28 protein-coding genes and 1 riboswitch are annotated in these 25972 nt (G+C 64.6%); of the genes, 16 read left to right on the top strand and 12 right to left on the bottom strand.

The features are described 5' to 3' along the window. Positions 1-53 precede the first annotated feature (53 nt). The 4 genes from ntrC to glnA form a co-directional block, all read right to left on the bottom strand. Positions 54-1466, bottom strand: coding sequence for a nitrogen regulation protein NR(I) (gene ntrC / locus Q8R61_RS11485; RefSeq protein ID WP_305537337.1), 1413 nt, complete (start codon positions 1464-1466; stop codon positions 54-56). Positions 1467-1474: 8 nt separating this feature from the next. Further along, a complete protein-coding gene (gene glnL, locus Q8R61_RS11480) occupies positions 1475-2530 on the bottom strand; it encodes a nitrogen regulation protein NR(II) (RefSeq protein ID WP_305537335.1) in 1056 nt (351 codons plus the stop codon). Between the two features lie 151 nt (positions 2531-2681). Further along, positions 2682-3149 carry a DUF4124 domain-containing protein gene (locus tag Q8R61_RS11475; protein WP_305537333.1) on the bottom strand — a complete coding sequence of 156 codons (468 nt, stop codon included), beginning with the start codon at positions 3147-3149 and terminating at the stop codon, positions 2682-2684. Between the two features lie 116 nt (positions 3150-3265). After that, entirely contained in the window at positions 3266-4675 is a 1410-nt protein-coding gene (gene glnA, locus Q8R61_RS11470) for a type I glutamate--ammonia ligase (RefSeq protein ID WP_305537331.1), read from the bottom strand. Positions 4676-4949: 274 nt separating this feature from the next. Here glnA and Q8R61_RS11465 point away from each other — a divergent pair, with 274 nt between their 5' ends. From Q8R61_RS11465 to Q8R61_RS11440, 6 genes are all read left to right on the top strand, one after another. Continuing rightward, positions 4950-5405: a rhodanese-like domain-containing protein gene (locus tag Q8R61_RS11465; RefSeq protein ID WP_305537329.1), complete on the top strand. Its 456-nt coding sequence runs from the start codon at positions 4950-4952 to the stop codon at positions 5403-5405. Between the two features lie 92 nt (positions 5406-5497). Next, positions 5498-6295 (top strand): shikimate dehydrogenase, encoded by a 798-nt coding sequence (gene aroE, locus Q8R61_RS11460; protein ID WP_305537327.1) that lies wholly within the window; start codon positions 5498-5500, stop codon positions 6293-6295. Next, positions 6292-6993 carry a monofunctional biosynthetic peptidoglycan transglycosylase gene (mtgA, locus tag Q8R61_RS11455; protein WP_305537325.1) on the top strand — a complete coding sequence of 234 codons (702 nt, stop codon included), beginning with the start codon at positions 6292-6294 and terminating at the stop codon, positions 6991-6993. Before aroE ends, mtgA begins: the two co-directional genes overlap by 4 nt. An 88-nt stretch (positions 6994-7081) precedes the next feature. Continuing rightward, positions 7082-8524 carry a magnesium transporter gene (mgtE, locus tag Q8R61_RS11450; RefSeq protein WP_305537323.1) on the top strand — a complete coding sequence of 481 codons (1443 nt, stop codon included), beginning with the start codon at positions 7082-7084 and terminating at the stop codon, positions 8522-8524. Beyond that, the gene (gene msbA / locus Q8R61_RS11445) at positions 8521-10263 is read left to right on the top strand and encodes a lipid A export permease/ATP-binding protein MsbA (RefSeq protein ID WP_305537321.1); all 1743 of its coding nucleotides are present in this window, start codon (positions 8521-8523) and stop codon (positions 10261-10263) included. The genes mgtE and msbA overlap by 4 nt, the downstream gene beginning before the upstream one ends. Next, positions 10260-11015 (top strand): ATP-binding protein, encoded by a 756-nt coding sequence (locus Q8R61_RS11440; protein ID WP_305537319.1) that lies wholly within the window; start codon positions 10260-10262, stop codon positions 11013-11015. Before msbA ends, Q8R61_RS11440 begins: the two co-directional genes overlap by 4 nt. A 10-nt stretch (positions 11016-11025) precedes the next feature. Here Q8R61_RS11440 and Q8R61_RS11435 read toward each other — a convergent pair whose 3' ends face one another. Beyond that, on the bottom strand, positions 11026-11535 hold the full coding sequence (locus Q8R61_RS11435) for a hypothetical protein (RefSeq protein WP_305537317.1): 510 nt from the start codon (positions 11533-11535) through the stop codon (positions 11026-11028). Positions 11536-11711: 176 nt separating this feature from the next. Here Q8R61_RS11435 and Q8R61_RS11430 point away from each other — a divergent pair, with 176 nt between their 5' ends. Both Q8R61_RS11430 and Q8R61_RS11425 read left to right on the top strand, forming a co-directional pair. Further along, the gene (locus Q8R61_RS11430; RefSeq protein WP_305537315.1) at positions 11712-12827 is read left to right on the top strand and encodes an alanine--glyoxylate aminotransferase family protein; all 1116 of its coding nucleotides are present in this window, start codon (positions 11712-11714) and stop codon (positions 12825-12827) included. 103 nt (positions 12828-12930) lie between these two features. Continuing rightward, on the top strand, positions 12931-13707 hold the full coding sequence (locus Q8R61_RS11425; protein ID WP_305537313.1) for an EAL domain-containing protein: 777 nt from the start codon (positions 12931-12933) through the stop codon (positions 13705-13707). 96 nt (positions 13708-13803) lie between these two features. Here the strand turns inward: Q8R61_RS11425 and Q8R61_RS11420 are convergent, their stop codons facing one another. The 5 genes from Q8R61_RS11420 to ahcY form a co-directional block, all read right to left on the bottom strand. After that, on the bottom strand, positions 13804-13962 hold the full coding sequence (locus tag Q8R61_RS11420; RefSeq protein ID WP_305537311.1) for a DUF3309 family protein: 159 nt from the start codon (positions 13960-13962) through the stop codon (positions 13804-13806). Positions 13963-14069: 107 nt separating this feature from the next. Further along, positions 14070-14456 carry an AF1514 family protein gene (locus tag Q8R61_RS11415; protein ID WP_305537309.1) on the bottom strand — a complete coding sequence of 129 codons (387 nt, stop codon included), beginning with the start codon at positions 14454-14456 and terminating at the stop codon, positions 14070-14072. A gap of 239 nt (positions 14457-14695) precedes the next feature. After that, the gene (metF, locus tag Q8R61_RS11410; protein WP_305537307.1) at positions 14696-15526 is read right to left on the bottom strand and encodes a methylenetetrahydrofolate reductase [NAD(P)H]; all 831 of its coding nucleotides are present in this window, start codon (positions 15524-15526) and stop codon (positions 14696-14698) included. Between the two features lie 3 nt (positions 15527-15529). Next, positions 15530-15877: a phage holin family protein gene (locus Q8R61_RS11405; RefSeq protein WP_305537305.1), complete on the bottom strand. Its 348-nt coding sequence runs from the start codon at positions 15875-15877 to the stop codon at positions 15530-15532. Positions 15878-15903: 26 nt separating this feature from the next. Further along, on the bottom strand, positions 15904-17337 hold the full coding sequence (gene ahcY / locus Q8R61_RS11400; protein ID WP_305537303.1) for an adenosylhomocysteinase: 1434 nt from the start codon (positions 17335-17337) through the stop codon (positions 15904-15906). Between the two features lie 27 nt (positions 17338-17364). Further along, a riboswitch (S-adenosyl-L-homocysteine riboswitch) is annotated at positions 17365-17435 on the bottom strand. Positions 17436-17692: 257 nt separating this feature from the next. Between ahcY and Q8R61_RS11395 the strand changes: the two genes are divergently transcribed. Continuing rightward, a complete protein-coding gene (locus tag Q8R61_RS11395; protein ID WP_305537301.1) occupies positions 17693-18322 on the top strand; it encodes a PEP-CTERM sorting domain-containing protein in 630 nt (209 codons plus the stop codon). 60 nt (positions 18323-18382) lie between these two features. Here the strand turns inward: Q8R61_RS11395 and Q8R61_RS11390 are convergent, their stop codons facing one another. Together Q8R61_RS11390 and metK are read right to left on the bottom strand one after the other, a co-directional pair. Continuing rightward, on the bottom strand, positions 18383-19450 hold the full coding sequence (locus Q8R61_RS11390; RefSeq protein ID WP_305537299.1) for a calcium/sodium antiporter: 1068 nt from the start codon (positions 19448-19450) through the stop codon (positions 18383-18385). A gap of 10 nt (positions 19451-19460) precedes the next feature. Further along, the gene (gene metK, locus Q8R61_RS11385) at positions 19461-20627 is read right to left on the bottom strand and encodes a methionine adenosyltransferase (protein ID WP_305537297.1); all 1167 of its coding nucleotides are present in this window, start codon (positions 20625-20627) and stop codon (positions 19461-19463) included. A gap of 195 nt (positions 20628-20822) precedes the next feature. Between metK and Q8R61_RS11380 the strand changes: the two genes are divergently transcribed. Genes Q8R61_RS11380 through xerC form a run of 7 tightly spaced genes read left to right on the top strand, consistent with a single transcriptional unit; the run spans position 20823 to position 25971 of the window. Continuing rightward, positions 20823-21713: a lysophospholipid acyltransferase family protein gene (locus Q8R61_RS11380; RefSeq protein WP_305537295.1), complete on the top strand. Its 891-nt coding sequence runs from the start codon at positions 20823-20825 to the stop codon at positions 21711-21713. Then, positions 21710-22624 carry a lipid A biosynthesis acyltransferase gene (locus tag Q8R61_RS11375; RefSeq protein WP_305537293.1) on the top strand — a complete coding sequence of 305 codons (915 nt, stop codon included), beginning with the start codon at positions 21710-21712 and terminating at the stop codon, positions 22622-22624. Before Q8R61_RS11380 ends, Q8R61_RS11375 begins: the two co-directional genes overlap by 4 nt. Next, a complete protein-coding gene (locus tag Q8R61_RS11370; protein ID WP_305537291.1) occupies positions 22617-23120 on the top strand; it encodes a GNAT family N-acetyltransferase in 504 nt (167 codons plus the stop codon). The genes Q8R61_RS11375 and Q8R61_RS11370 overlap by 8 nt, the downstream gene beginning before the upstream one ends. After that, entirely contained in the window at positions 23117-23545 is a 429-nt protein-coding gene (locus Q8R61_RS11365; protein ID WP_305537289.1) for a CoA-binding protein, read from the top strand. The genes Q8R61_RS11370 and Q8R61_RS11365 overlap by 4 nt, the downstream gene beginning before the upstream one ends. Then, complete coding sequence (gene dapF / locus Q8R61_RS11360; RefSeq protein ID WP_305537287.1) at positions 23542-24390, top strand: diaminopimelate epimerase; 849 nt, start codon at positions 23542-23544, stop codon at positions 24388-24390. Before Q8R61_RS11365 ends, dapF begins: the two co-directional genes overlap by 4 nt. Before the next feature lie 5 nt (positions 24391-24395). Beyond that, on the top strand, positions 24396-25079 hold the full coding sequence (locus Q8R61_RS11355) for a DUF484 family protein (protein ID WP_305537285.1): 684 nt from the start codon (positions 24396-24398) through the stop codon (positions 25077-25079). A 7-nt stretch (positions 25080-25086) separates the two neighbouring features. Beyond that, positions 25087-25971 (top strand): tyrosine recombinase XerC, encoded by an 885-nt coding sequence (gene xerC / locus Q8R61_RS11350; protein WP_305537283.1) that lies wholly within the window; start codon positions 25087-25089, stop codon positions 25969-25971. The last annotated feature ends 1 nt before the right edge of the window (position 25972 follow it).

Below are 25972 nucleotides of genomic sequence, written 5' to 3'. Positions count from 1 at the left end.
ACGCGTAAAAAAGCCGACCCACAGGGTCGGCTTTTTTATTGCTGCACGCAGCATCAGGCGTCCGTCTCGGCATCGCCGTCCATGCCCAGCTCGTGGATCTTGCGGGTCAGGGTGTTGCGCCCCCAGCCGAGCAGATGCGCGGCCTCGATGCGGCGCCCACCGGTATGGCGCAGCGCCACTTCGATCAGCGTTTTCTCGTAGGCCTGGGTCAGCTCGTCCAGAATCGCCGCCTCCCCGCGCGCCAAACGCGCCCCCGCCTCGGCCGCCAAGCTCTGCAGCCAGTCGCCGCCCACCGGCTCGGCCGGCCCCTGCATCAGGTCGGACGGCAGATCGCCCACTTCGACCACCTGCCCCGGCGCCATCACGGTGAGGTAATGGCAGACGTTTTCGAGCTGACGCACGTTGCCGCTCCACGACAGACCGACCAGCGTCTTCAGCGCCGCATCCGACACGCCCTTGGCTTCCATCCCCAGTTCACGCGCGCTCTTCTGCATGAAGTGCCGCACCAGCAAAGGAATGTCCTCGCGCCGCTCGCGCAGCGCCGGCAGGCGCAGACGGATCACGTTGAGGCGGTGGAACAGGTCCTCGCGGAACAGGCCTTCACGCACCCGTACTTCGAGGTCCTGGTGGGTGGCGGCGATCACCCGCACGTTGACCTTGATCGGCGTATGCCCGCCGACGCGATAGAACTGGCCGTCCGACAGCACGCGCAGCAGGCGCGTCTGCAGTTCGGACGGCATGTCGCCGATTTCGTCCAGGAACAGCGTGCCGCCGTCGGCCTGCTCAAAGCGGCCGCGCCGTTGCGCCGCCGCGCCGGTGAAGGCGCCGCGCTCGTGGCCGAACAGTTCGGATTCGAGCAGATCCTTCGGAATCGCCGCGGTGTTGAGTGCAATGAACGGCCCGCTGGCACGCGGACTGTGCCGGTGCAGCGCGCGCGCGACCAGCTCCTTGCCGCTGCCCGATTCGCCAGTGATCAGCACGGTGGCGTGCGACTGCGAAAGGCGCCCGATCGCGCGGAACACCTCCTGCATGGCCGGCGCCTGACCGAGCATTTCAGTCATCGGCGCTTCGCTCGGTACCGGCGTGTCGCGGCTGGCGCTCTCGGCCTGAGCACGCCGCACCAGTTCCAGCGCCTGGTCGACGTCGAAGGGTTTGGGCAAGTATTCGAACGCCCCGCCCTGGAACGCCGCCACCGCGCTGTCGAGGTCGGAATACGCGGTCATGATGATGACCGGCACCTTGGGCAGGCGCTCCTTCAAGGCCTGCAGCAGCTCCAGACCGGTGACGCCCGGCATCCGGATATCGGACAGCACCACGGTAGGCGTGCTGCGTTCCAACTCGCGCAGCGCGTCGCTCGCCGCACTGAAGGTCATGCACGGAATGTCCTCGCGCAGCAGGGCTTTTTCGAGCACCCAGCGGATGGAACGGTCGTCGTCGATGATCCAGACACAGCTTGATTTCGTCATGGCGGGGTTCAGTCGGGCAAGGGAAGAAAAATGGCAAACACAGTGCGGCCCGGGCGGCTCTCGCAGTCGATGGTGCCGTGGTTCTGCGCAACCAGGGTTTGCGAGACCGCGAGACCGAGTCCGCTGCCGCCTTCACGGCCCGAGACCAGCGGATAGAAAATCTGCTCGCGGATGTCATCGGGAATGCCCGGGCCGTTGTCGATGATCTCGATTCGCAGGCCCAGCCGGTAGCGCCGGCTTTCCAGCGTGATCTGCCGCGCGACCCGGGTCTTGAAGATGATCTCGCCGTTACCGTGCATGGCTTGTACGGCGTTGCGCGCGATGTTCAGCGTGGCCTGGATCAGCTGTTCGGCGTCGGCGCGGATTTCGGGCAGGCTGATGTCATAGTCGCGCCGCAGCGTCACGCTTGGCGTTTCGGCCAGAATCAGGCTGCGAACCCGTTCCAGTACTTCGTGAATATTGACCGCACCAAAACGGGGCATTCGGTGCGGCGTCAGCAAGCGCTCCATCAGCGACTGCAGGCGGTCGGATTCCTTGATGATGACCTGGGTGTATTCCCGCAGGCTCTCGCGCGGCAGTTCGTGCTCCAGCAACTGTGCGGCGCCGCGGATGCCGCCGAGCGGATTCTTGATTTCGTGAGCCAGATTGCGCAGCAATTCGCGATTGGCCTCCTGCTGCAGGCGCGCCTGCTCCAGCCGGGCGATACGCAGGTGCGGATCGACCGCGCGCATTTCGATCAGCACGCCCAGCTGCGGCGCCTCCAGCGGCGACAGGTTGCAGCCCAGGCGGATCGGCGGATGCCCGCCCACCACCACGTCGAGTTCATGTTCGATCACCGTTTCCTGCGCATCGCGCACGGTCCGGATCGCGGCCAGGAGCTCGGGGCTGCGCTCGAACACGCGGTCCGCGTGGTCGCCCACCAGCAGCACGCCGGACATGCCCAAGAGGGTTTCCGCCGCCGGGTTGACGTAGACGATGCCGTCTTCGGCATCGAGCACCAGGGTGCCGGTCGACAGGCAATCGAGCCCGGAAAAGTCGGTTGGGGGGGAGGACGACATGCTCATGCACTCTATTGAAGCACTGATTGTGCCAGCGTGCGTATTGCGGGTGTCGGACTGCTACGGATGATGACGGGCGGGCCGGCGCAGCGCCCCGCATACGGCAGAATGCGGCCGGATCGATCAGGCAGTGCCCCCGCGCTGCGAGGCACTCAGGCTAGCGCAGGTTGGCGAGTTCGCGCTGGATCGCGGTGACGTTCTGTTCGTGCTGCTGCAGCGCGGCGCGCAGCCGGTTCACCCGATTGACATAGCTGGTGTCGTTGGCGCGCTCACCCGGCTGCAGGCGTTCGCCCAGCGTCAGCTGACGCCGCGCTTCTTCGGCATTGCGGCGCTCGCCGTCGATTTCGTCCTGCAGCACCTGGCGGCGGATGTCGTCACGGCGCTTCTGGGTGCCGGCATCGATGCGCGGGAAATTCGCGGGACTGGGCGTGGAGGCCCGGGCCGGTGCCTTGCCGGCGGGCGCCAGCGGCTTCGGCGCGCCCGGAAGATCGATCCGCTGGGCGCCCTTCTTGTAGACATCGGTAAACGTCACCTGGCCGTTCTCGTCGACGTATTTATAGATTTCCGCCTGCGCAGGGGCAGACAGAATCAGGCTCAGCAGAAGGGAAAGGCGGACAATGGGCATGGGCAACGAGTGTAGCGTACCCCTCATTTAACGGACACAGGGCGGCAATCTTGACCGTCGGCCGCCCATGAAAAAGGGCGGCCGACGGCCGCCCTTCTGTGCTGCTTGCGCAGGCCTTACAGCGAGTAGTACATCGCAAATTCGACCGGGTGCGTGGTCATGCGGAACTTGGTGACATCCTGCATCTTCAGTTCGATGTAGGCGTCGATCATGTCGTTGGTGAACACACCGCCACGAGTCAGGAACTCGCGGTCCTTGTCGAGCTCGTCCAGCGCCATTTCCAGGCTGTGGCAGACCTTCGGAACCTTGGCGTCCTCTTCCGGCGGCAGGTCGTACAGATCCTTGTCCGACGGATCGCCGGGGTGGATCTTGTTCTGGATGCCGTCGAGGCCGGCCATCATCAGTGCAGCGAAGCACAGATACGGGTTAGCAGTGGGGTCCGGGAAACGGGTCTCGATGCGGCGCGCCTTCTCGGAAGCGGCGATCGGGATGCGGATCGAGGCCGAACGGTTGCGGGCCGAGTAGGCCAGCATCACCGGGGCTTCGAAACCAGGCACCAGACGCTTGTACGAGTTGGTCGACGGGTTGGTGATCGCGTTCAGCGCCTTGGCATGCTTGATGACGCCGCCAATGTAGTACAGGCACAGTTCGGACAGTCCGGCGTAGCCGTTGCCCGCGAACAGGTTCTTGCCGTCTTTCCACAAGGACATGTGAACGTGCATGCCGGAGCCGTTGTCGCCAACGATGGGCTTGGGCATGAAGGTCGCGGTCTTGCCGTAGGCGTGGGCGACGTTGTGCACGATGTACTTCAGGATCTGCGTCCAGTCGGCGCGCTTGGTCAGCGTGCTGAACATGGTGCCGATTTCGCACTGGCCGGCGGTCGCCACTTCGTGGTGGAACACTTCGACCGGGACGCCGGCTTCTTCCAGTGCCAGCACCATGGCGGCACGAATGTCCTGCAGGCTGTCGACCGGGGGCACCGGGAAATAGCCGCCCTTGACGCCGGGACGGTGACCGGTGTTGCCGTTCTCGAATTTTTCAGCGGACGACCACGAGGCTTCCTCGGAATTGATCTTCACGCCGCAGCCCGACAGGTCGTCGTGCCAGGTGATGGAATCGAAAATGAAGAACTCGGGCTCGGGGCCGAAGTAGGCGGTATCGGCGATGCCGGTCGACTTCAGGTAGGCCTCGGCACGACGCGCCACCGAACGCGGATCGCGCTCGTAACCCTTGCCGTCGGACGGCTCGATCACGTCGCAGGTCAGGATCAGCGTGGGCTCATCGAAGAAGGGATCCATGTAGGCTGTATCCGGATCTGCCTTGAGCAGCATGTCGGATGCCTGAATGCCCTTCCAGCCGGCGATCGAAGAACCATCGAAGGGATGGCCGTCCTCAAACCAGTCTTCGGTCACAATGCGGGCGGGAATCGAAACGTGCTGTTCCTTGCCACGGGTATCGGTAAAGCGCAGGTCGACGAACTTGACTTCATCGTCCTGAATTCTTTTGAGCACATCGGCCACGGCCATGCTGAATCTCCTCGATCTGAATAAAAAGGGTAACGAAACTATTGACGGCACCTGCCTGCGTGCCGTGATGAACTTAACTTAGCAGCAACCATGCCATGTACGAATGCGGACGCAAATCATTGTGCCATAAGGCCCATGCAGCAGGATAGTGCAGCGCGCGCCCTTTAGCTTGCACTTTAATCGTGCGCCGGAGACCGCTACCGCACTATTTTGGTGCGGATTGCATCGGAGAGCGTCTTTCATATACTGAACTGAGCCCTACAAGGAAATCATCATGGGACGCATCACCGCGCTGCTGGATACCGCTCACGGGCGCAGCCAGGATCACGCCTGGCCGTATGCCGGCGCCCTCCTGCCGCACGAGGCGCACGAACTGCTGCAGCTGGCCCCCGGCGCGCGCCTGGTGGATGTGCGTTCGCGCGCGGAAATCGATCTCAATGGCGTGATACCGGGCGCAGTCCATGTCGAGTGGCAATCCTGGCCGGGCTGGGTGCAGAATCCGCATTTTTTCACTCAGCTGGCCCAGGCCACCGATCCGGAGTCACTGTTGATTTTCATGTGCCGCACCAACGTGCGTTCGCATCGGGCTGCTGCAGCCTGCGCCGAAGTGGGGCGCGGCAGCTGCTACAACATGCTGGAAGGCTTCGAGGGCGATCTCAACAAGACCACCGGCCACCGCAACGAAATCAACGGCTGGAAGTTCCACGGCCTGCCGTGGACACAAAGCTGATCAAGATGCGCCCCAGTTGGATCGGCCGCGATTGGAGCCGCCTCGGTTTGAGCCGCCTCGATTAGACTCGCCTCGATTAAAATAGCGCGGCCATGACAGACCGCTACGCCGTATTCGGGCACCCGATTGCCCACTCCAAATCCCCGCAGATTCATGCCGCTTTTGCCCGCCAGACCGTGCAGGACATGACGTATGAGGCGATCCTCGCACCGAAGGACGGCTTTGCAGACAGCGTGGCCGCGTTCATCACCGCGGGCGGACGCGGCGCCAACGTCACCGTGCCGTTCAAGGAAGAGGCCTTCCGGCTGGCCGGCCGCTTGAGCTCGCGCGCCGAGCGTGCCGGGGCGGTCAACACGTTGCGCTTTGATGCTGATGGCATCTTTGGCGACAACACCGATGGCGCCGGGCTGGTGGCCGACCTCACCCGCAATCTGGGCTGCGTGCTGGCAGGCAAGCGCGTCCTGCTGGTCGGCGCGGGTGGCGCGGCACGCGGTGTGATCGAGCCCCTGCTCGCCCAGCAGCCTGCCGAGGTGGTGATCGCCAACCGCACGGTCAGCCGCGCACAGGACCTGGCCGCGCTGTTCGGCCGCGGGGTCCGCGCGTGCAGTTTCGATGCGGCGGACGCCCCTTTCGATATTGTCATCAATGCCACCGCTGCCAGTCTCGCCGGCGAATTGCCGCCGCTGTCGCCGCGCGTCTTCACCGCCGACACGCTGGCCTACGACATGATGTACGGCCGCGACACGCCCTTCCTCGATTTCGCGCGCAGCCACGGCGCCGCCACCGCCGACGGGCTGGGCATGCTGGTCGAACAGGCCGCAGAGGCGTTCACCCTGTGGCGCGGCGTGCGCCCCGACACCGCCCCGGTCATCGCGGCCTTGCGCACATGATCCGCACCGCATTGCGCTGGCTCGGCAAGGGCGTGGCGGCGGCGATCGCGCTGGTGCTGATCTATCAGCTGTGGATCTTCGCCCATGTGTTGTGGTGGATCGATCACAATCCCAAATCGACCGCTTTCATGGCCGCCGGGCTGGCGCGCCAGCAGGACAAGAATCCCGACGCCGAACTGCGTCACAAATGGGTGCCGTACGACCAGATTTCGCCCCATCTGAAACGCGCCATCGTCGCCGCCGAAGACGCGAAATTCCTCGAGCACGATGGCTTCGACGTCGAAGGCATCCAGAAAGCCGTCGAAAAGAATCTGAAGAAGGGCAGGCTCGTCGCCGGCGGCTCCACCATCAGCCAGCAGCTCGCCAAGAACCTGTTCCTCTCCGGCGAACGCAGCTTCATCCGCAAGGGTCAGGAAGCCATCATCACGCTGATGATCGAATCCACCTGGAGCAAGCGCCGCATCCTCGAGGTGTATCTGAATGTGATCGAGTGGGGCAACGGCATCTATGGCGCCGAAGCCGCCGCCCGCCGCTACTACAAGACCTCGGCCGCCAAGCTCAGCCGCGACCAGGCCGCCCGCATGGCCGCAATGGTGCCCAACCCGCGGCTGTACGAATACAACCGCGGCTCGCGCACCTATCAGCGTCGCGTCGCGGTCATCCTGCGCTACATGCATCACGCGCAGGTGCCGCGCTGACCTCGCGGCCCGACCGCGCGCACCCCGGCGTTCGACCCGGATAACCGCGGTAACGCGCTACAATCGGGCGTTCGCACCCGGCCCGATCATGACCGATACGCTCGAAACTCAGTCGCAGGACAACCTCGAAGCCCACCTCGCGCAGGTGCAGGACCTGCTCGCCCGGATGCGGCTGGTGGAGGAGCTCGTCCACAAGCAGGGCGGGCCGCGCCAGAGCCTGGTCGAGAACCTGGTGCACAAGCAGAACCTGACGGAGTTGCAGCGCAAGCTGGACGACCTGCATCCGGCCGACATCGCCTACATCCTGGAAGCCCTGCCGCTGGACGAACGCCGGCTGGTGTGGAGTCTGGTCAACGCGGAAAACGACGGCGAAATTCTGCTGGAAGTCTCCGACTCGGTGCGCGAATCGCTGATCCAGACCATGGACAAGGCGGAGCTCCTGGCCGCGGCCGAATCACTCGACACCGACGAGATCGCCGACATCGCGGCCGACCTGCCGCGCGACGTGATCGAAGAACTGCTCATCAGTCTCGACGCGCAAAAGCGTGCGCACCTGCAGTCGGCGCTGGCCTATCCGGAGGACACGGTGGGCGCGCTGATGGATTTCGAGATGGTGACGATCCGCGCCGATGTCACGCTCGAAGTCGCGCTGCGCTACCTGCGCCGCCTGGGCGAGCTGCCGGACCAGCTCGACAAGCTGTTCGTGGTGGACCGGATCGACGAGATCATCGGCGTGCTGCCGCTGAAAAGGTTGTTGACCGCCGACCCCGAAGCCTCGGTGGCGGCGGTGATGGTCGAGGATTTCGTCAGGTTCCACCCGGAGGACGAGGCGCAGGAGGCGGCGCAGGCCTTCGAACGCTATGACCTGGTGATGGCGCCGGTGGTGGATGCGCAGGGGCGACTGATCGGACGTCTCACGGTCGACGCGGTGGTCGACTACATCCGCGAATCGGCCGACGCCGACATGCTGTCGATGGCCGGTCTGAAGGAAGAGGAAGACCTGTTCTCCACGGTGTGGCGTTCGGCGAAGAACCGCTGGATGTGGCTGTCGATCAATCTTGCCACGGCCTTCATCGCCTCGCGTGTGATCGGCGCCTTCGAAGGATCGATCGAAAAACTGGCGGCGCTGGCGGCGCTGATGCCCATCATCGCCGGCATCGGCGGCAACTCCGGCAACCAGACCATCGCGCTGATCGTGCGCGGCCTCGCGCTCGGCCAGATCACCCAGGCCAACGCGCGCCGCCTGATCGTGAAGGAGCTGGGCGTCGCCCTGTTCAACGGCCTGCTGTGGGGCTCGGTGGTCGGCGTGTTCGCCTGGCTGCTGTACGACAACATGGCGCTGGGCGGGGTGATGGCGCTGGCGATGCTGCTCAACCTGATCGTCGCCGCGCTGGCCGGCATTTTCATTCCGATGACGCTGGAGCGCATGAAGCGCGACCCGGCGGTCGGCTCGTCGGTGCTGCTGACCTTCACCACCGACAGCATGGGCTTCTTCATCTTTCTCGGGCTCGCCACCCTGCTGCTGCTGTGACGCCGACACCGGACAGCCGTGCCCTCTACCTGCGCCTGCTGGGCTATGTGAAGCCCTACTGGCGCATGTTCGCGCTGTCGCTGGTCGCGCTGGTGCTCACCGCTGCCACCGAGCCGATGCTGCCCGCGCTGTTCAAGCCGCTGCTGGACCAGGGCTTCGTCGCCAAGGACCCCGACTTCATCCGCTGGATTCCGATCCTGCTGCTGGCGCTGTTCCTGGTGCGCGGCATCACCAGCTTCGTCAGCACCTATTGCATGGCGTGGGTCGGCAGCCGGCTGGTGATGGACCTGCGCGCCGCGATGTTCGACAAGCTGATGACGCTGCCGACGCGCTACTTCGACCAGAACCCGAGCGGGCAGCTGATTGCGCATCTGGCGTTCAATGTCACCCAGGTCACGCAGTCGGCCACCAGTTCGCTCACCACGCTGGTGCGCGACACGGTCACGGTGCTGGGGCTCTTGGGCTACCTGCTGTGGCTGAACTGGCAGCTGACGCTGATCGTGTTCGCGATGGTGCCGCTGACTCTGTGGATCGTCCGCATGGCCAGCACGCGCCTGCGCGGCCTGTCGCGCAAGGCGCAACAAAATATTGGCGACCTCACCCAGGTGGTCGACGAGGCCGTGGGTGGACACCGCGTCGTCAAGCTGTACGGCGGCGAGGACTACGAGCAGACGCGCTTCCGCCACGCCGCGAATCTGGCGCGCGTGTTTGAAATGAAGCGCGTCGCCGCCAACGCGGTGTACGAGCCGGTGATCCAGTTCATCGCGGCGGTGGCGCTGGCGATCATCGTCTACATCGCTGCCGGCCAGGCCAGCGCGAACACCACGACCGTGGGCGGCTTCGTTGCCTTCTTCATGGCCATGCTGCTTCTGTTCGCGCCACTGAAACGGCTCACCGCCGTCAACGACCAGCTGCAGCGCGGCCTCGCCGCGGCCGAAACCATTTTCACGCTGCTCGACCAGGACGCTGAACGCGACAGCGGCACCCGCAGCCTCGACCGGGTCGAGGGACGCCTGACACTGCACGGCGTGAGCCTGACCTACCCCGGCAAGACCACCCCGGCGCTCGACGGCATCACGCTCGACATCGCGCCCGGCGAAACCGTGGCGCTGGTCGGCGCTTCGGGCTCGGGCAAGACCACGCTGGCCAATCTGGTGCCGCGTTTCTACGACCCCGACGACGGCACGATCACCCTCGACGGCATCGACATCCGCGACCTGCGCCTGCAGAATCTGCGCGGCCACATTGCGCTGGTGTCGCAGGACGTGGTGCTGTTCAACGACACGCTGGCGCACAACATCGCCTACGGCACCCGACGCGACGCCACCGCGGAAGAAATCCGCGCCGCCTGCGTCGCGGCGCACGCCTGGGAGTTCATCCAGGCGCTGCCCGACGGCCTGCAAACCCTGATCGGCGAGAACGGCATGCGACTGTCCGGCGGCCAGCGTCAACGCATTGCGATTGCCCGCGCAATTCTAAAAAACGCGCCGCTGTTGATCCTCGACGAAGCCACCTCGGCGCTCGACAACGAATCCGAGCGCCACGTGCAAGCCGCGCTCGAAACGCTGATGGAGAACCGCACCACGCTGGTCGTCGCGCATCGACTGTCCACCATCGAACGCGCCCACCGCATCGTGGTGCTCGAAGGCGGCCGCATCGTCGAGATCGGTAGCCACGCCGAACTGATCGCCAGAAAAGGCCGCTACGCGCAGCTGCACGCGCTGCAGTTTTCTGCATGAGTCCCGACCTCCCCAGCGGTTGGGTCAAGCCCGCCCGTTCGCTGGCCACCGCCGCCGGGCGCGCGATCGGCGACTACCGCATGATCCGCAGCGGCGACCGCATCCTGCTGGGACTGTCGGGCGGCAAGGATTCGCTGTCGCTGCTGCATACGCTGCATCACCTGCAGCAGAAGGCGCCGGTGAAGTTCGAACTCTTGGCAGCCACCGTCGACCCGCAATCCGACCAATACGATCCGTCGCCGCTCAAGGCTTACATGGCCGGGCTTGGCGTCCCCTATTTTCTGGAGTCGCAGCCCATCCTTGAAGACGCGCAAAAGACGCTGACCAAGGATTCCGATTCCTACTGCGCCTATTGTTCGCGCATGCGGCGCGGCATCCTGTATCGCGTCGCACGCGAGCAGGGCTGCAACGTCATCGCGCTGGCGCAACACCTCGACGACCTTGCCGAGACGCTGATGATGTCGATGCTGTTCGGCGGCAAGCTGCGCACCATGTCGCCGCATTATCTGAACGACGCCGGCGACCTGCGCATCATCCGGCCGTTTGCCTACGCGCGCGAGCGTCAGACCCGCGCATTTGCCGCAGATGCCGGCCTGCCGGTGATCTTCGAGAACTGCCCGGCCTGCTTCGCCAAGCCGCAGCAGCGCTACGCGATGAAGCAGATGCTGGCCGAGCAGGAAAAAACGCACCCGCGCATTTTCAACAGCCTGCTGACGGCGATGCGTCCGCTGATGGGCGAACCGCCGGCCTGAGACCGGCCATTCAGCGCGACGGTTTGCAGCGCTTGCCTTCGTACTCGTACCGGTGCAATGCGTAGGCCTTGCCGTTCCAGCGTTCGACCGGAAAACAGAAGCCCGGCCCGCCGATCGAGATGTCCGGCCAGCCGCCGATGCCTTTCGACTTGAGAAATTCGGGGATGCCGATGCCGCCGCTCATCGCGCGCCACGTTCCGTCGGCCTGCTTGCTCAGCAGCTGGTAGCCCATTCCGGTATGGCCGTAGCAAAACGTGCCGCCTTCGCTGACCACCGCTTCGGGACGACCATCACCGTTGAGGTCGCGTACGGTGTCGATGGTCGCGCCGCTGCTGTTGGGGTCGTCGGCGCACATCACCCACATGCCTTTTCGCTGCATTGCGCCCGCCGCCTTGAACACCGCCCGTTTGTCTGCATCGGTCAGCGTCAATTCCGCGGACGCCGCTGCTCGCGGCACTCCACTCATCAGCAGGCCCACCACACAGAGCCCGCCGAGCACGGATACTGAAAGCCTGTTCATGCCTCACCTCCCTCACTGCCAAAGCCTAAACATAGACTCGGCAAGCGCAGCTGCAAGCGGCCATCGCCGTCACGCGCTCGCCGTGGCGCGGCTCCGGCAGTCGTTTCTCACCACGCCATTTGCCCGTAGAATCAAGCCTTTGTTTTAATTGAACCTTCCACAAAGAGAACAAGGTTATGACGGCGTCTTTCATCCCCCCCAAACGTATCCTCATGGGCCCCGGCCCCTCCGACGTGCCGCAGCGCGTGCTCGACGCGATGGCACGGCCGACCATCGGCCACCTCGATCCGGCTTTCGTCGACCTGATGGAGCAGATCAAGTCCATGCTGCGCATGGCGTTCCAAACCCAGAACGCGCTGACTTTCCCGGTGTCAGCGCCCGGCTCGGCGGGGATGGAAATGTGCTTCGTCAATCTGGTGGAACCCGGCGACAAGGTGATCGTCTGCCGCAACGGCGTGTTCGGCGGCCGCATGCTGGAAAACGTCAAGCGCACCGGCGGCGTGCCGGTGGTCGTCGACGACGCCTGGGGGGCGCCGGTCGATCCGCAGAAAGTGCGCGATGCCTTCAAGGCGAATCCGGACGCGAAGATTCTTGCCTTCGTGCATGCCGAAACCTCGACCGGCGCGCAGTCGGACGCCGAAACGCTCGGCAGGATCGCGCAGGAGGCAGGCGCCTTGACCATCATGGACTGCGTCACCAGCCTCGCCGGCACGCCGTTGTATCTGGACACGTGGGGCATCGACGCCGCGTATTCCGGCAGCCAGAAGTGCCTGTCGTGCACCCCGGGACTCTCGCCGGTGTCATTCTCCGAGCGGGCCATTGAACGGATCAAGGCGCGCAAGACGCCGGTGCAAAGCTGGTTCCTCGATCTGAACCTGGTGCTCGGCTACTGGCAATCGGCCGGCAAGCGCACCTACCACCACACCGCGCCGATCAACCCGATGTACGGGCTGCACGAGGCGCTGGTGATCCTGGAAGAGGAAGGCCTGGAAAACGCCTGGGCACGCCACCGTGCGATGCACGAAAAACTCAAGGCCGGCCTTGAAGGCATGGGCCTCAAATACGTAGTCGAAGAATCCGCCCGTCTGCCACAACTCAACTCAATCTACGTGCCGGAGGGTGTCGACGAAGCGGCGATCCGCGCGCGCCTGCTGAACGAGTTCAACCTCGAAATCGGCGCCGGCCTCGGCGACATGGCGGGCAAGATCTGGCGTATCGGCCTGATGGGTTATTCGGCGAAGCAGGCAAACGTCGACTACTGCCTGAAGGCATTGAAAGCCTGCCTGTCCTGATCCCCTGCGGACGTCCTGCCGGGCCATCCCGGCAGGACGTCGAATGAGCTTGGCTATACTGGGCCTTTACCACCCGCCCCGCCAAAATTCAGGATGACACAGAATGATCGTTCAGAAAGATTTCAGGGAACTCGGCTGCGCGGAGTGCGCCGGCGGTTCCGGACTGGATTTCGAGTTCACGATGGCCTTCCAGCCGATCGTCAACATCGATACCCGCGAGGTCTATGCCCAGGAAGCCCTGGTGCGCGGTCTCAACAACGAATCCGCCGGTGAGGTGTTCACCCACGTCAACGACAGCAACCGCTACCGCTTCGACCAGACCTGCCGTGTCAAGGCGATTGAGCTTGCCGCGCAGCTTGGGATGCGCTCCCTGCTCAGCATCAATTTCATGCCCAACGCGGTCTACCGCCCCGAGCTTTGCATCCGCACGACGCTGGAGGCCGCCAAGACTTACGGCTTTCCGATCGAGCGCATGATTTTCGAGATCACGGAAGCCGAAAAGGTGGAAGACCACGAGCACCTGCGCGACATCGTGGAGCACTACAAGCAGCGCGGATTTCTGACCGCGATCGACGATTTTGGCGCAGGCTACTCGGGGCTCAATCTGCTGGCCGAACTGCAAACCGATCTGATCAAACTGGACATGGCGCTGATCCGCGACATCGACAAGCACAAGGGTCGCCAGGCCATCACCCGCGGGATCATGCAGGTGTGCAGCGACCTGTCGATTCGCGTCATCGCCGAAGGCGTCGAATCCCGGGAGGAAGTCCTGGTTCTGCGCGACCTTGGCGTGGTGCTATTTCAGGGCTATTACTTCGCCCGGCCGGCATTCCGTGCGCAGGCGACAGTGCCGGTCGAAGCGTACGACAGCCTGGCTTGAACACCCTCCCCGACGCAGCTGTCTGTTGCGTCGGTGCGTGCCGCTCAGCCCGCGTTGAGCATGGACCCGCGGCCATACCGCCCCCAAGAAAACCCGTCAGATCACGCCCATGACCAGCAGGATGATCAGGATGACGACGATCAGACCAATGCCGCCGCTGGGACCATAGCCCCAGGCGCGGCTGTGTGGCCACAGGGGGATGGCGCCAATCAGGATCAGGATCAACACAATTAACAGGATGGTTCCAATGCTCATGGTCTACTCCTCGTTATCAGGGTGGTAACAAAAAACGGGGGATGCGCTGACCGTGATCCGAATCGATTGCCATCGCATTCAGACACGGGGTCAGGACGGGTCACGCGTTAGCCGCCCATTCCACCGCCCGGGAAATAGCCCAGTTTCTGCTTGTCCTCTTCGGTACAGGCGTCGTTCAGGCACAGAAAGGCCTTGCCGTTGTCGTCCAGCGTGGCGAGGTTCATGTCGGGTTCGGTAAACCCGTCCGCGTCGGTGAAAATGAAGTGATAGGCCTTGCCGATCTGCAATTCCAGAACGCCCTCGTTGCTTTCGCCATAGTCGTGCCAGCGATCCCCTTTCCCGCCGGGGATTTCGGGGGCCATCTTGCCGCTCTTGTCATCCTTCCAGGCGACGATTGTGGGACGGGCCAGCACTTCCCCTGCCTTATCGACGGCCGCGCGACGCGCCTGCGAAAAGTCCCTTACTTCCATATCTGCCAATGTGATTGTTTGCATGCCGATCTCCTCTGCGCTCTAAAGTCGTTCGATGGGTGGGTCGCCCTGCCCGCGCGTGCACAGGGAGGAACGCTGTCATCGTGGTCGATTGTTCGAAGCGTGTACGTAGGATTTGGCCGATGCGCAGGAAGGCATCCGCTGAAAGCGGACTGTATTGAAGTGGCCAGGACGGCCCGCGGAGAAACCGAAAAAATGGGCGGGCGGTCAACGACCCCCGCCCGCGGGTAAGGAGACTGCGCCTACAGGCCCAGCCGCTGCCAGATCGTGGTGGTCGGCCCCGCCTGGTTCATGGTGTAGAAATGCAGGCCCGGCGCGCCGCCGGCCAGCAGGCGGTCACACAGATCGGTCACCACGTCGAGGCCGAAGGCGCGCAGCGACGGCAAGTCGTCGCCATAGGTTTCCAGCTTCTTTCGCAGCCAGCGCGGGATTTCCGCACCGCAGGCATCCGAGAAGCGCGCCAGCTGCACATAGTTGCCGATCGGCATGATGCCGGGGACGATGGGGATGCTGACGCCCTGATCGCGCACGCTGTCGACAAACTGGAAATACGCATCGGCATTGAAGAAATACTGCGTGATCGCGGAGTCCGCCCCGGCGTCGACCTTGCGCTTGAAGTTGGCCAGATCGTCGGTCCATGAGCGTGCCTGCGGATGGACTTCGGGATACGCGGCCACTTCGATCTCGAACCAGTCGCCGGTTTCCTTGCGGATGAAGGCCACCAGCTCGTTGGCGAAGTTGAATGCGCCCGCGTCCATGCTGCCCGACGGCAGGTCGCCGCGCAACGCGACCAGATGGCGGATGCCCTGGCTTTTGTATTCGTTAAGAATCTCGCGAATGTTCTCTTCGGTCGAACCGATGCACGACAGGTGCGGTGCGGCCTCGCTGCCGTCGGCCTGGATCTCGCGCACGGTTTCCAGGGTACGGTCGCGAGTGGAGCCGCCGGCACCGAAGGTGACGGAAAAGAACTTGGGATTGAGCTGCGCCAGTTGCTTGCGCGTGGCGCGCAGTTTTTCGGCGCCTTCCGCCGTCTTCGGCGGAAAGAACTCGAAGCTGTAAGTGCGTTCGGTCATGAATCAGCCTTTTTTATCCGGGATGAGCGCAGACAGCGCCCAGGCGATCACACCATAAAGAATGGCGCCGACCATCGCCGAGACAAACCCTTCGACGTGGAATCCGGGCAGCAGCGCACTGGCGAGCCAGAACAGCAGCCCGTTCAACACCAGGTAGAAAATCCCCAGCGTCAGCACCGTGATCGGCAGCGTGAGTATCGCCAGCACCGGCCGCACCAGCGTATTGATGAAGCCGAGCACCAGCGCGGCGATCAGTGCCGTGCCGAAGCCGTCCACCTGGATGGTGGGCAACAGATACGTCACCGCCAGCAGGGCGACGGCATTCAGAATCCACAGCAGCAGCAAACGCACGGTGCGCTCCTTTCAGGTGAGATCGATCAATAACGATACTGCTCGCCCTTGTACGGACCGGTCTTGGGCACGCCGATGTAGGCAGCCTGCTGGTCGGTCAGCTCGGACAGCTGCGCGTTGAGCTTTTTCAGCTGCAGGCGCGCGACCTTCTCGTCGAGGTGCTTGGGTAGGGTATAGACGCCGACCGGATACTTGCCGGAATCGCGCTCCTGCCACAGTTCGATCTGGGCGATGGTCTGGTTGGCGAACGAGGACGACATCACATAGCTGGGATGGCCGGTGCCGCAGCCGAGGTTCACCAGGCGGCCCTTGGCCAGCAGGATGATGCGCTTGCCGTCAGGGAAGATCACGTGGTCGACCTGCGGTTTGATCTCTTCCCACTGGTAGCCCTCGATGCCGGCGACGTCGATTTCGTTGTCGAAGTGGCCGATGTTGCAGACGATGGCCTGGTCCTTCATCTTCGCCATGTGGTCGTGCGTGATGACGTGGAAGTTGCCGGTGGCGGTGACGAAAATGTCGGCCTTGTCGGCGGCGTATTCCATCGTCACCACGCGGTAACCCTCCATCGCCGCCTGCAGCGCGCAGATCGGATCGATCTCGGTCACCCACACCTGGGCGGAGAGGGCACGCAAGGCCTGTGCGCTGCCCTTGCCCACATCGCCGTACCCTGCGACCACGGCGACCTTGCCGGCGATCATCACGTCGGTGGCGCGCTTGATGCCGTCGACCAGCGATTCACGGCAGCCGTAGAGGTTGTCGAACTTGGACTTGGTGACCGAATCGTTGACGTTGATCGCCGGGAACTTGAGTTCACCGCGCGCATGCATCTGGTACAGGCGGTGCACGCCGGTGGTGGTTTCCTCGGTCACGCCTTTCACTGCGGCGAGACGCACCGAATACCAGGTCGGGTCCTTGGCCACCTTGGCCTTGATCGCGGCATACAGCACGCGCTCTTCCTCGCTGGTGGGATTGGCCACCACCGAGATATCCTTTTCCGCGCGCGCCCCCAGATGCAGCAGCAGCGTGGCGTCGCCGCCATCGTCGAGGATCATGTTCGAGTAGATTTTTTCACCCTGGGGGCCATCGGCCCACTCGAAGATGCGGTGGGTGTAGTCCCAGTAGTCTTCCAGCGATTCACCCTTGACCGCGAACACCGGAACGCCGGACGCGGCGATCGCCGCCGCGGCATGGTCCTGGGTCGAGAAGATGTTGCACGAGGCCCAGCGCACTTCGGCGCCAAGCGCGGTCAGCGTCTCGATCAGCACCGCGGTCTGGATGGTCATGTGCAGCGAACCGGTGATGCGCGCGCCCTTGAGCGGCTGAGCCGCCGCGAATTCCTCGCGGATGGCCATCAGGCCCGGCATTTCGGTTTCGGCGATGCGAATTTCCTTGCGGCCCCAGTCGGCGAGGGCAAGGTCGGCAATAACGTAGTCGGTAGAGGTATTGAGTGCGGCGTTCATCACGCCTCCTTTCTGTTCACAAAAAAGAAAACGTGAGCGCCGTTGAAAGGAAGCGTTCTGAGCCTGGCGGGTTAACCGTCGCAGCGCTCCTCAGAACCGAGGCGGCATTCTACCCCCAGTCGCGCCAAATGCCGAATGGTGTTCGGCAGGCGGGGTGAATGCTCACGATTAAAGACAGGTGCCGATGTCGGCATTTTTTACATGCGTTTTGCGTCGCTACTGCAACACATTGTTTTCATTGACAGCTAGCCAAGCCGCCTGCGTGGAACGCATATTGCTTCTCTGCGCAGCGGCGCGCTTCCCGGTCCCTGGAGGCGCGATCCACACATATCGAATAAATAACGGGAGGAGAGAAATGAAGCAAATCACAGCAATAGGATCCATGCTGCTGGCGATCGGCCTGGCCAGCACGCCGTCTCATGCGGCGATCATAAAAAGCATGACGATTGAAGAAATCGGCATAGCGTCGGGTGGGCTCGGGACCTCCGCGCTATCCAATGCAGGCGGAGAATTCTTTGCCGGTGGCGCGCCCGCTGATTCTGGCTTTATCAGTGCAGGCAGCCTCGATGGCGCGATCATCATGGGGCAGGCTCAAGGCCTGAATGCTTTCACGACCGGGTTTACTTTCTTCGGAACGCCCGCCCTCCCGCACACCTTGGGCGGCGCACCCACCGGATCCATAACTGGCGGGGCCCTGATGCTGGACCTGTCGGGCTGGGGAACGCTGTGGGCCAATCTGGACTTCATGCTATTTCCGGATCCGGGGACTCTGGTGACGTCGATCGCACAACTGGACGCAAACCGCTACTACTACACGGCAGACTGGTCTCACGTCATCACATCCGCCGAGACGCCACAATTTGCAGGCTTTCCCGTGAGCTGGCACCTTGAAGGCATCGCAACGGTTCCCGAACCCGGCACTGCGTGGCTGGTGGGTGCGGCTTTGCTGGGCTTGCTGGGCTCCCGCCACCGCAATTTGCTTTGATTGATTCATCCTCCAATAAAAAGAGCCGGCTAGCCGGCTCTTTTTATTCCGCGCCATGACTTAATCCGCGACACGCCGTCGCCGCATGAAGCTGACCACCAGCGTCACCACGGTGAGCGGGATCACATAGCTCAACATGATGTTGGAATAGGCCGGCAGGCTAGCGTGCTGTTGCGCGGCGAGGATGAGGTAGAGCAGGTAAGCAGCGTAATAACCGAGGAAGACCACGCCCTCCCAACGCGCGATCTCGCGCCCGGTGAGCAGGATCGGCAGGCAGGCGAAGGCGACCGCCAGCATCACCCACAGGTCGAAATTGCGCGCCGCCTCCGGCACATCAAGCCCCCCCGTCGACACCAACCCCGCCGCGCCCAGCACGGCCAATAGGTTGAAGATGTTGCTGCCGACCACGTTGCCGACGGCGATATCACGCTGCCCCCGCAAGGCCGCAATCAGCGAGGTCGCGATTTCCGGCATCGAGGTGCCCACCGCCACCACGGTGAGGCCGATGACGAGATCGCTCACCCCAAAGTGCTTGGCAAACACGACCGCCGCGCCCACAAGCCAGTCGGCGCCCAGCACCAGCAAGGCCAGACCGCCCAGCACCAGTGCCGCCTGCACGCCCCAGTGGCGGTCCCACTGGCTGGTCGGGATTTCGCTGGCGAATTCATCCTCGGCATCTTTGGAAGCGCGCCGCGACTGCACGACGAGAAATACCGTGTAGGCAATCACCAGCGCGAACAGCAACGTCGCCTCGGCGCGGCCGATATTGCCATCGAGCGCCATCGCCACCACCACCAGCGAGGCACCGATCATGATGGGAATTTCCTGGCGGATGATCTGCTCGTGCACCAGCAAGGGTGCGATCAGCGCGGCGATACCCAGAATCAGCAGGACGTTGGCGATGTTGCTGCCGACGACGTTGCCGATCGCCAGATCGGACGAACCAGACAGCGCCGCGCCGACCGACACCGCCATTTCGGGTGCACTGGTGCCGAACGCCACGACGGTGAGGCCCACCACCAGCGGCGAAATGCCCCAGGACACCGCCAGCCGCGAGGCGCCGCGTACCAAAGCCTCGGCGCCGGCGACCAGCGCCACCAACCCGACTATGAACATCAGCGTATGCATCAGCATGATTTCAAAGCCCCGCCGCGGCTTTGAGTTCGGCGGCCTTGTCGGTGACTTCCCAGGTGAATTCCGGCTCGTCGCGGCCAAAGTGGCCATAGCTCGCAGTGCGCGTGTAGATCGGACGCAGCAGGTCGAGCATGTTGACGATGCCCTTGGGACGCAGGTCGAAATGCGCTGCGATCAGTTCGACGATTTTTGCCTCGGGGATTGTGCCGGTGCCGAAAGTGTCGACCATCAGCGAGGTGGGCCTGGCCACGCCGATGGCGTAGCTGACCTGCACCATGCACTTGTCGGCCAGGCCGGCGGCGACGATGTTCTTCGCCACGTAACGGCCGGCGTAGGCGGCGGAGCGGTCGACCTTGGACGGATCCTTGCCCGAAAATGCGCCGCCGCCATGCGGCGATGCGCCGCCGTAGGTGTCGACGATGATCTTGCGCCCGGTGAGGCCAGCGTCGCCCATCGGCCCGCCGACGACGAAGCGGCCGGTGGGGTTGACCAGGTAGCGGGTGTCGGCGGTGAGCATGTGCTTCGGCAGCACCGGCTTGATGATTTCCTCGATCACCGCTTCGGACAGCTGGGCGTGGGAAATGTCGGGGTTGTGCTGGGTGGAGAGCACGACAGTGTCGATCGAATGCGGCTTGCCGTCGACATAGCGAATCGAGACCTGCGACTTGGCGTCCGGGCGCAGCCACGGCAGGCGGCCGTCCTTGCGCAGTTCGGACTGGCGCTCGGTGAGGCGGTGCGCGAGGTGAATCGGCATCGGCATCAGCACCGGCGTTTCGTTGCAGGCATAGCCGAACATCAGGCCCTGGTCGCCTGCGCCCTGGTCGAGGTTGTCGTCGTGCGCGCGGTCCACGCCCTGGGCAATGTCGGGCGACTGCTTGCCGATGGTGACCAGCACCGAGCAGGTGTTGTAGTCGAAACCGATCTCGGATGAATCGTAGCCGATGCGCTTGATCGTCTGGCGCGCGATCTGGTTGTAGTCGATGACCGCCGTGGTGGTGATCTCGCCGGCGACGACGCACAGACCCGTGGTCAGCAGCGTCTCGCACGCCACGCGCGCATGTTTGTCCTGGGTTAGAATCGCGTCGAGTACCGCGTCCGACACTTGATCCGCCATCTTGTCGGGATGCCCTTCAGACACCGACTCAGACGTAAAAATGAAATCCTTCTGCATGACTGCTCCTGTTGTCCCGGTTAGGTGTTGCGCAACCGGCTCGGGGGACCAACAGAGCGGCGACGCTTTAGCTGTATTTGTATCCCGCCCGCAAGTTGTCAAGATTAACGCGGCGGCGGCCGTATTGTGCCGCGCCCCCGCCCCGGCCGTCAATTCCCTCAGGGGGACCCCGATCCATTCCGGACGCAAACCGGTGTGGCGTCGTCTGTTCGCGTGATGATCCTGTTCAAGCTGCTGGCCCGCCTGCCGCTGCCGCTGCTGCACGCTCTGGGCATCGTGCTCGGCTGGCTGATCTACTGGGCGCCGGGACGACATGCCGCGCGCATGCGCAACAACCTCTTCGACAGCGGGGTCTGCACGCCGGGAAGCGACTGCCGGCGGCTGTTGCGCCGCACCATCGGCGAATCCGGCAAGGCCATCGTCGAATTGCTGCCGGTGTGGCTGCGCCCGTATGACACGGTGCTGAAGCTGGTCCGCGACACCCGCGGCTGGGAGCACATCGACGCCGCGCGCGCCGCCGGCAAGGGGGTGATCGTCATCGCCCCGCATATCGGCTGCTTCGAAATGATCAACCAGTACTACGCCGCGCGCCATCCCTTCACCGCGATGTACAAGCCGCCGCGCCAGCCGGTGCTGGATGCGCTGATGCTGTCCGGCCGCCAGCGCGGCCAGGCGACGCTGGTGCCGACCGATCTCTCCGGCGTGCGCGCGCTGCTGGCGGCGCTGAAGCGTCACGAAGGCATCGGCATCCTGCCCGACCAGGTGGCCACCGGCGGCGACGGCGTATGGGCGCCGTTCTTCGGCCGCCCGGCCTACACGCCGACGCTGGTTGCCAGCCTGCAGCGCAAGACCGGCGCAGCCGCATTCTTCGTCGCGGCCGAACGCCTGAGCTGGGGGCGTGGCTACCGCCTGCATGTGACGCCGGTTGAGGACGACCTGCCCGCAGACAAGACCGCCGCCGCGGTTCGCATCAATCAGGGGGTGGAAGCGGTGGTGCGACGCTTTCCCGCGCAATACCTGTGGAGCTACAACCGCCACAAGCGGCCGGGCGGTGCGCCCGACCCGTACGACCCCACTGCCGCATGACTCCCGCGCCCGTCGAAAACCTGTGGCGACCGTCGCTGCTGCCGCTTTGGTTCAGCATCGGCGCCCTGTGGCTGCTGCACTGGCTGCCGCTGCCGCTGCAGGCGGCGCTCGGCAATGCGGTCGGCTGGCTGCTGGCGATGAAGCCCGGGCGGCGGCGGCGCATCGTCGCCACCAATCTCGCGCTGTGTTTTCCCGAGGCCTCGCTTGCCACGCGCCGGCGCTGGCTGCGCCAGACCTTTCAGACCTCGATGCGCGCCGCGCTGGAACACGGCGTGCTGTGGTGGGGCTCGGAGGCGCGGCTGCGCCGCCTGATCCGGATCGACAATCCGGAAGCCGCCTTGGGCGATGGTGTACGGCCGGTGATCTGGCTGGCGCCGCATTTCGTCGGGCTCGACATGGGCGGCGTGCGGCTGACCATGGACCGCCAGATTGCCTCGATCTACGCCCCGGCCAAGGACCCTGTGACCGACCGCTTCATGCAGCGCGGCCGCAGCCGCTTTTTTCCGATTGCGCTGATTTCGCGCGGCGAGGGCATCAAGCCCGCGCTGAAAGCGCTCAAGCATCAGCTGCCCTTCTACTACCTGCCGGACCAGGACTACGGCCGCCGCAACGCCGAATTCGTGCCCTTCTTCGGCGTGCCGGCCGCCACCGTGACGGCGCTGCCCCGCCTGGCGAAACTCACCGGCGCCCAGATCGTCCCGGTCGTCACCCGCCAGCTGCCCTGGGGTCGCGGTTACGCGCTGCGCTTCTACCCGCCGTGGGACGACTATCCGAGTGGCGACGTCGCCGCCGACGTCGCCCGCATGAACGCGTTCATCGAGGAACGCATCCGCGAAATGCCGCCGCAATACCTGTGGCTGCACCGCCGCTTCAAGACGCGTCCGGCGGGCGAGCCGAGCCTGTATGCATGACCCCTCGCTGTACCTGCGCCCGCTGTCGGACGACGATGTCGACGCGGTATCTGCGCTGGCGCGAACAGTCTGGCAGGCCACCTACCCGGCGCTGATTTCGCAGGCGCAGATCGACGCCATGCTGGCGGATCGCTATTCGCCGCAGCGCATCCGCGCGCAACTGGGCGACCCGCGCCAGGCCTGGTGGGTGGCGTTGCAGGGCGCCATTCCCGCCGGGTTTGCCCACGTGCTGCTGGAAGGCGTGCGCTGCAAGCTCGACAAGCTCTACGTCCACCCGGATCATCAGCGTCAGGGCATCGGTGGCGCCCTGCTGAACGCGTGTGCGGACTGGGCGCGCGCGCACCAGGCGCGCCAGCTGTGGCTGCAGGTCAACCGCGGCAATACGCAGGCGATCCGCGCCTACGAGAAATACGGCTTTCGCATCGTCGAGTCGCGCGTGTTCGATATCGGCGGCGGTTTCGTGATGGACGACTACATGATGGAGCGGGCCTTATGAGTTTTGCCAATCCCGACGACGACGCCCTGCGCGCCCTGCTGAAAAGCGTGAAGACCATCGCCGTGGTCGGCCTGTCGCCGCAGCCCGCGCGCCCGAGCTACCGGGTCGCACAGGCGATCCAGCGCTACGGCTACCGCATCGTGCCGGTGCGCCCGCTGGTCGACGAAGTGCTGGGCGAGAAGGCGTATGCCAGCCTCGCCGACATTCCGTTTGCGGTCGATCTGGTCGACGTGTTTCGCGCCGCCGAGCATGTGCCGGCTATCGTCGCGCAATGCCTGGCGCTACACTTCACGCACCGGCCATTTTTGTGGATCCAGGAAGGCATCGTGCATGAAGCCGCCGCGCGCGAGGCGCAGGCCGGCGGCATGACGGTGGTGATGGACCGCTGCATCTTGAAGGATTACATCAGGCTGATGACTGCATGAACACCGCACACGGCGCACGACTGCGCTTCACCAAAATGCACGGACTGGGCAACGACTTCGTCGTGCTCGACGGCATCAATCAGCCGCTCACGCTCACGCCCGAGCAGGCGCGCCGCATTGCCGACCGCCATTTCGGCATCGGCTGCGACCAGATCCTGCTGGTCGAACGCGCCACCCGCGCCGATGCCGACTTCCGCTACCGCATCTTCAACGCCGACGGCGGCGAAGTGGAACAGTGCGGCAACGGTGCGCGTTGCTTCGTGCGCTTCGTCCACGACCACGGCCTCACCGACAAGACCGCGATCCGCGTGGAAACCGCGTCCGGCCTGATCGAGCCGCGCCTGCTCGACAACGGCCAGGTGCGGGTGGACATGGGTGCACCGCGCTTTGCACCGACCGAGATTCCGTTCGCGGCCGAGGCCGAAGCGCCGACCTATGCGCTCAAGGTCGGCCAGCATGTGCTCGACATCGCCGCGCTGTCGATGGGCAATCCGCACGCGGTGCTGCGGGTGAACGACCTCGACAGCGCGCCGGTCGACATCCTCGGTGCCGCAATCGAATCGCACCCGCGTTTTCCGCAGCGGGTCAACGCCGGCTTCATGCAGGTGCTCACCGCCCACGACATCCGCCTGCGGGTGTTCGAGCGCGGCGCCGGCGAAACGCTGGCCTGCGGCACCGGCGCCTGCGCCGCCGCGGTCGCTGGCATCCGCCAGGGCTGGCTCACCAGCCCGGTCAGCGTGCACACACAGGGCGGCGACCTCGTCATCGAATGGGCAGGCGCCGGCCAGCCGGTTTACATGACCGGTCCCGCCGAAACCGTTTTTGAGGGAGAGATCGAAATCTAATGGACATGCAACCCACCCAACTGGACACCGCCCTGCACCCGCAGGCCATCGCCGACTTTCTGACCCGACATCCCAATTTCTTCAACGACTTTCCGATGCTGCTGGCGGAGCTGAACATTCCGCACCCGCACGGCACCCATGCGGTGTCGATGAGCGAGCGCCAGCTGATCGCGATGCGCGACAAGGTACGCATGCTGGAAAACAAGCTGGCCGAGCTGATCCAGTTCGGCGAAGAGAACGACGGCATTTCGGAAAAGCTGCACGCGCTCACGCTGGCGCTGCTGGCCGTGCGCACGCCGCAGGACTTGCTGGCCGCGCTGACGCTGCATCTGCGCGAAGGCTTTGCGGTGCCGCATCATGCGCTGCGGGCATGGAACCTCGCGCCGGACGGCGCCACTGGCCTTGCCGATCCGGTCGCGCAAGGCGTGCGCGACAGCACCGCCGCGATGGCGCAGCCGGTGTGCGGCGTGCTGGCGGTCAACGACGCCAGCGACTGGTTCGGCGAAGTGTCGCCGCATCTGCGCGCGTTTGCCTGCATTCCGCTGCGGCCCGCGCCTGCTGCCGCGCCGGTCGGTCTGCTGGTACTGGCCTCGGAAGAAGCCAAGCGCTTCTACGCCGGCATGGGCACGCTGTATCTCGAACGGCTGGGCCAGCTGATCGGGACCACGCTGGTGCGGATGCAGGGGTAACACGCCGGTGAGCGCAGTCGCGCAATACCTGCAGCACCTCGCCGCCGAGCGGCGCCTGTCGCCGCATACGGTCACGGCCTACCAGCGCGACCTGGCCAACCTGACCCGGCTGGCCGCAAAAAAACCGCTGGCCGAACTCACTGTCACCGACATCCGCGGCGCCATCGTCAAGTTGCGCAGCCAGAGCCTGTCGGCCGCCAGCGTGGCGCGCCAGCTGTCGAGCTGGCGCGGGTTCTACACCTTTGCCTGCCGCCGGCTCGGCTTTGCCGACAACCCCTGCCTCGGCCTGCGCCCGCCCAAGGCGACCAAGGCCTTGCCGGACATCCTGTCGCCCGATACCTGCAGCCAGCTGCTCGACCGCGCGCCCGAGCCGGATGACGCCCTCGTCGCGCGCGACCGCGCGATGTTCGAGCTGTTCTATTCATCCGGCCTGCGCCTGTCGGAACTCACCGGGCTCGACCTCGACGGCGTCAACCTGCAGTCGGGCGAAGCAGAGGTCACCGGCAAGGGCCGCAAAACCCGCATTGTGCCGGTGGGGCAGGCCGCGCTCGACGCCCTTGCAGCGTGGCTGCCGCAGCGCCAGGCGCTGCTGCGCGACCCCACCCCCGCACTGTTCATCGGCCAGCATGGCGGCCGCCTCAGCCCGCGCAGCGTGCAGCTGCGGCTCGACCGCTGGGCGCGCCTGGCCGGGCTCGGCCAGCACGTACACCCGCATATGCTGCGTCACGCGTTTGCCACCCATGTGCTGCAATCGTCCGGCGACCTGCGTGCGGTGCAGGAAATGCTCGGCCACGCCAGCATCAGCACCACCCAGGTCTACACCCACCTCGACTGGCAGCACCTCGCCAAGGTCTACGACCAGGCACATCCACGCGCGCGCAAGAAAGGCTGAT

The sequence above is a fragment of the Thiobacillus sp. genome (assembly GCF_030696885.1).
Classification (GTDB): domain Bacteria; phylum Pseudomonadota; class Gammaproteobacteria; order Burkholderiales; family Thiobacillaceae; genus Thiobacillus.
This window is presented reverse-complemented; position numbering and strand designations above follow the sequence as displayed.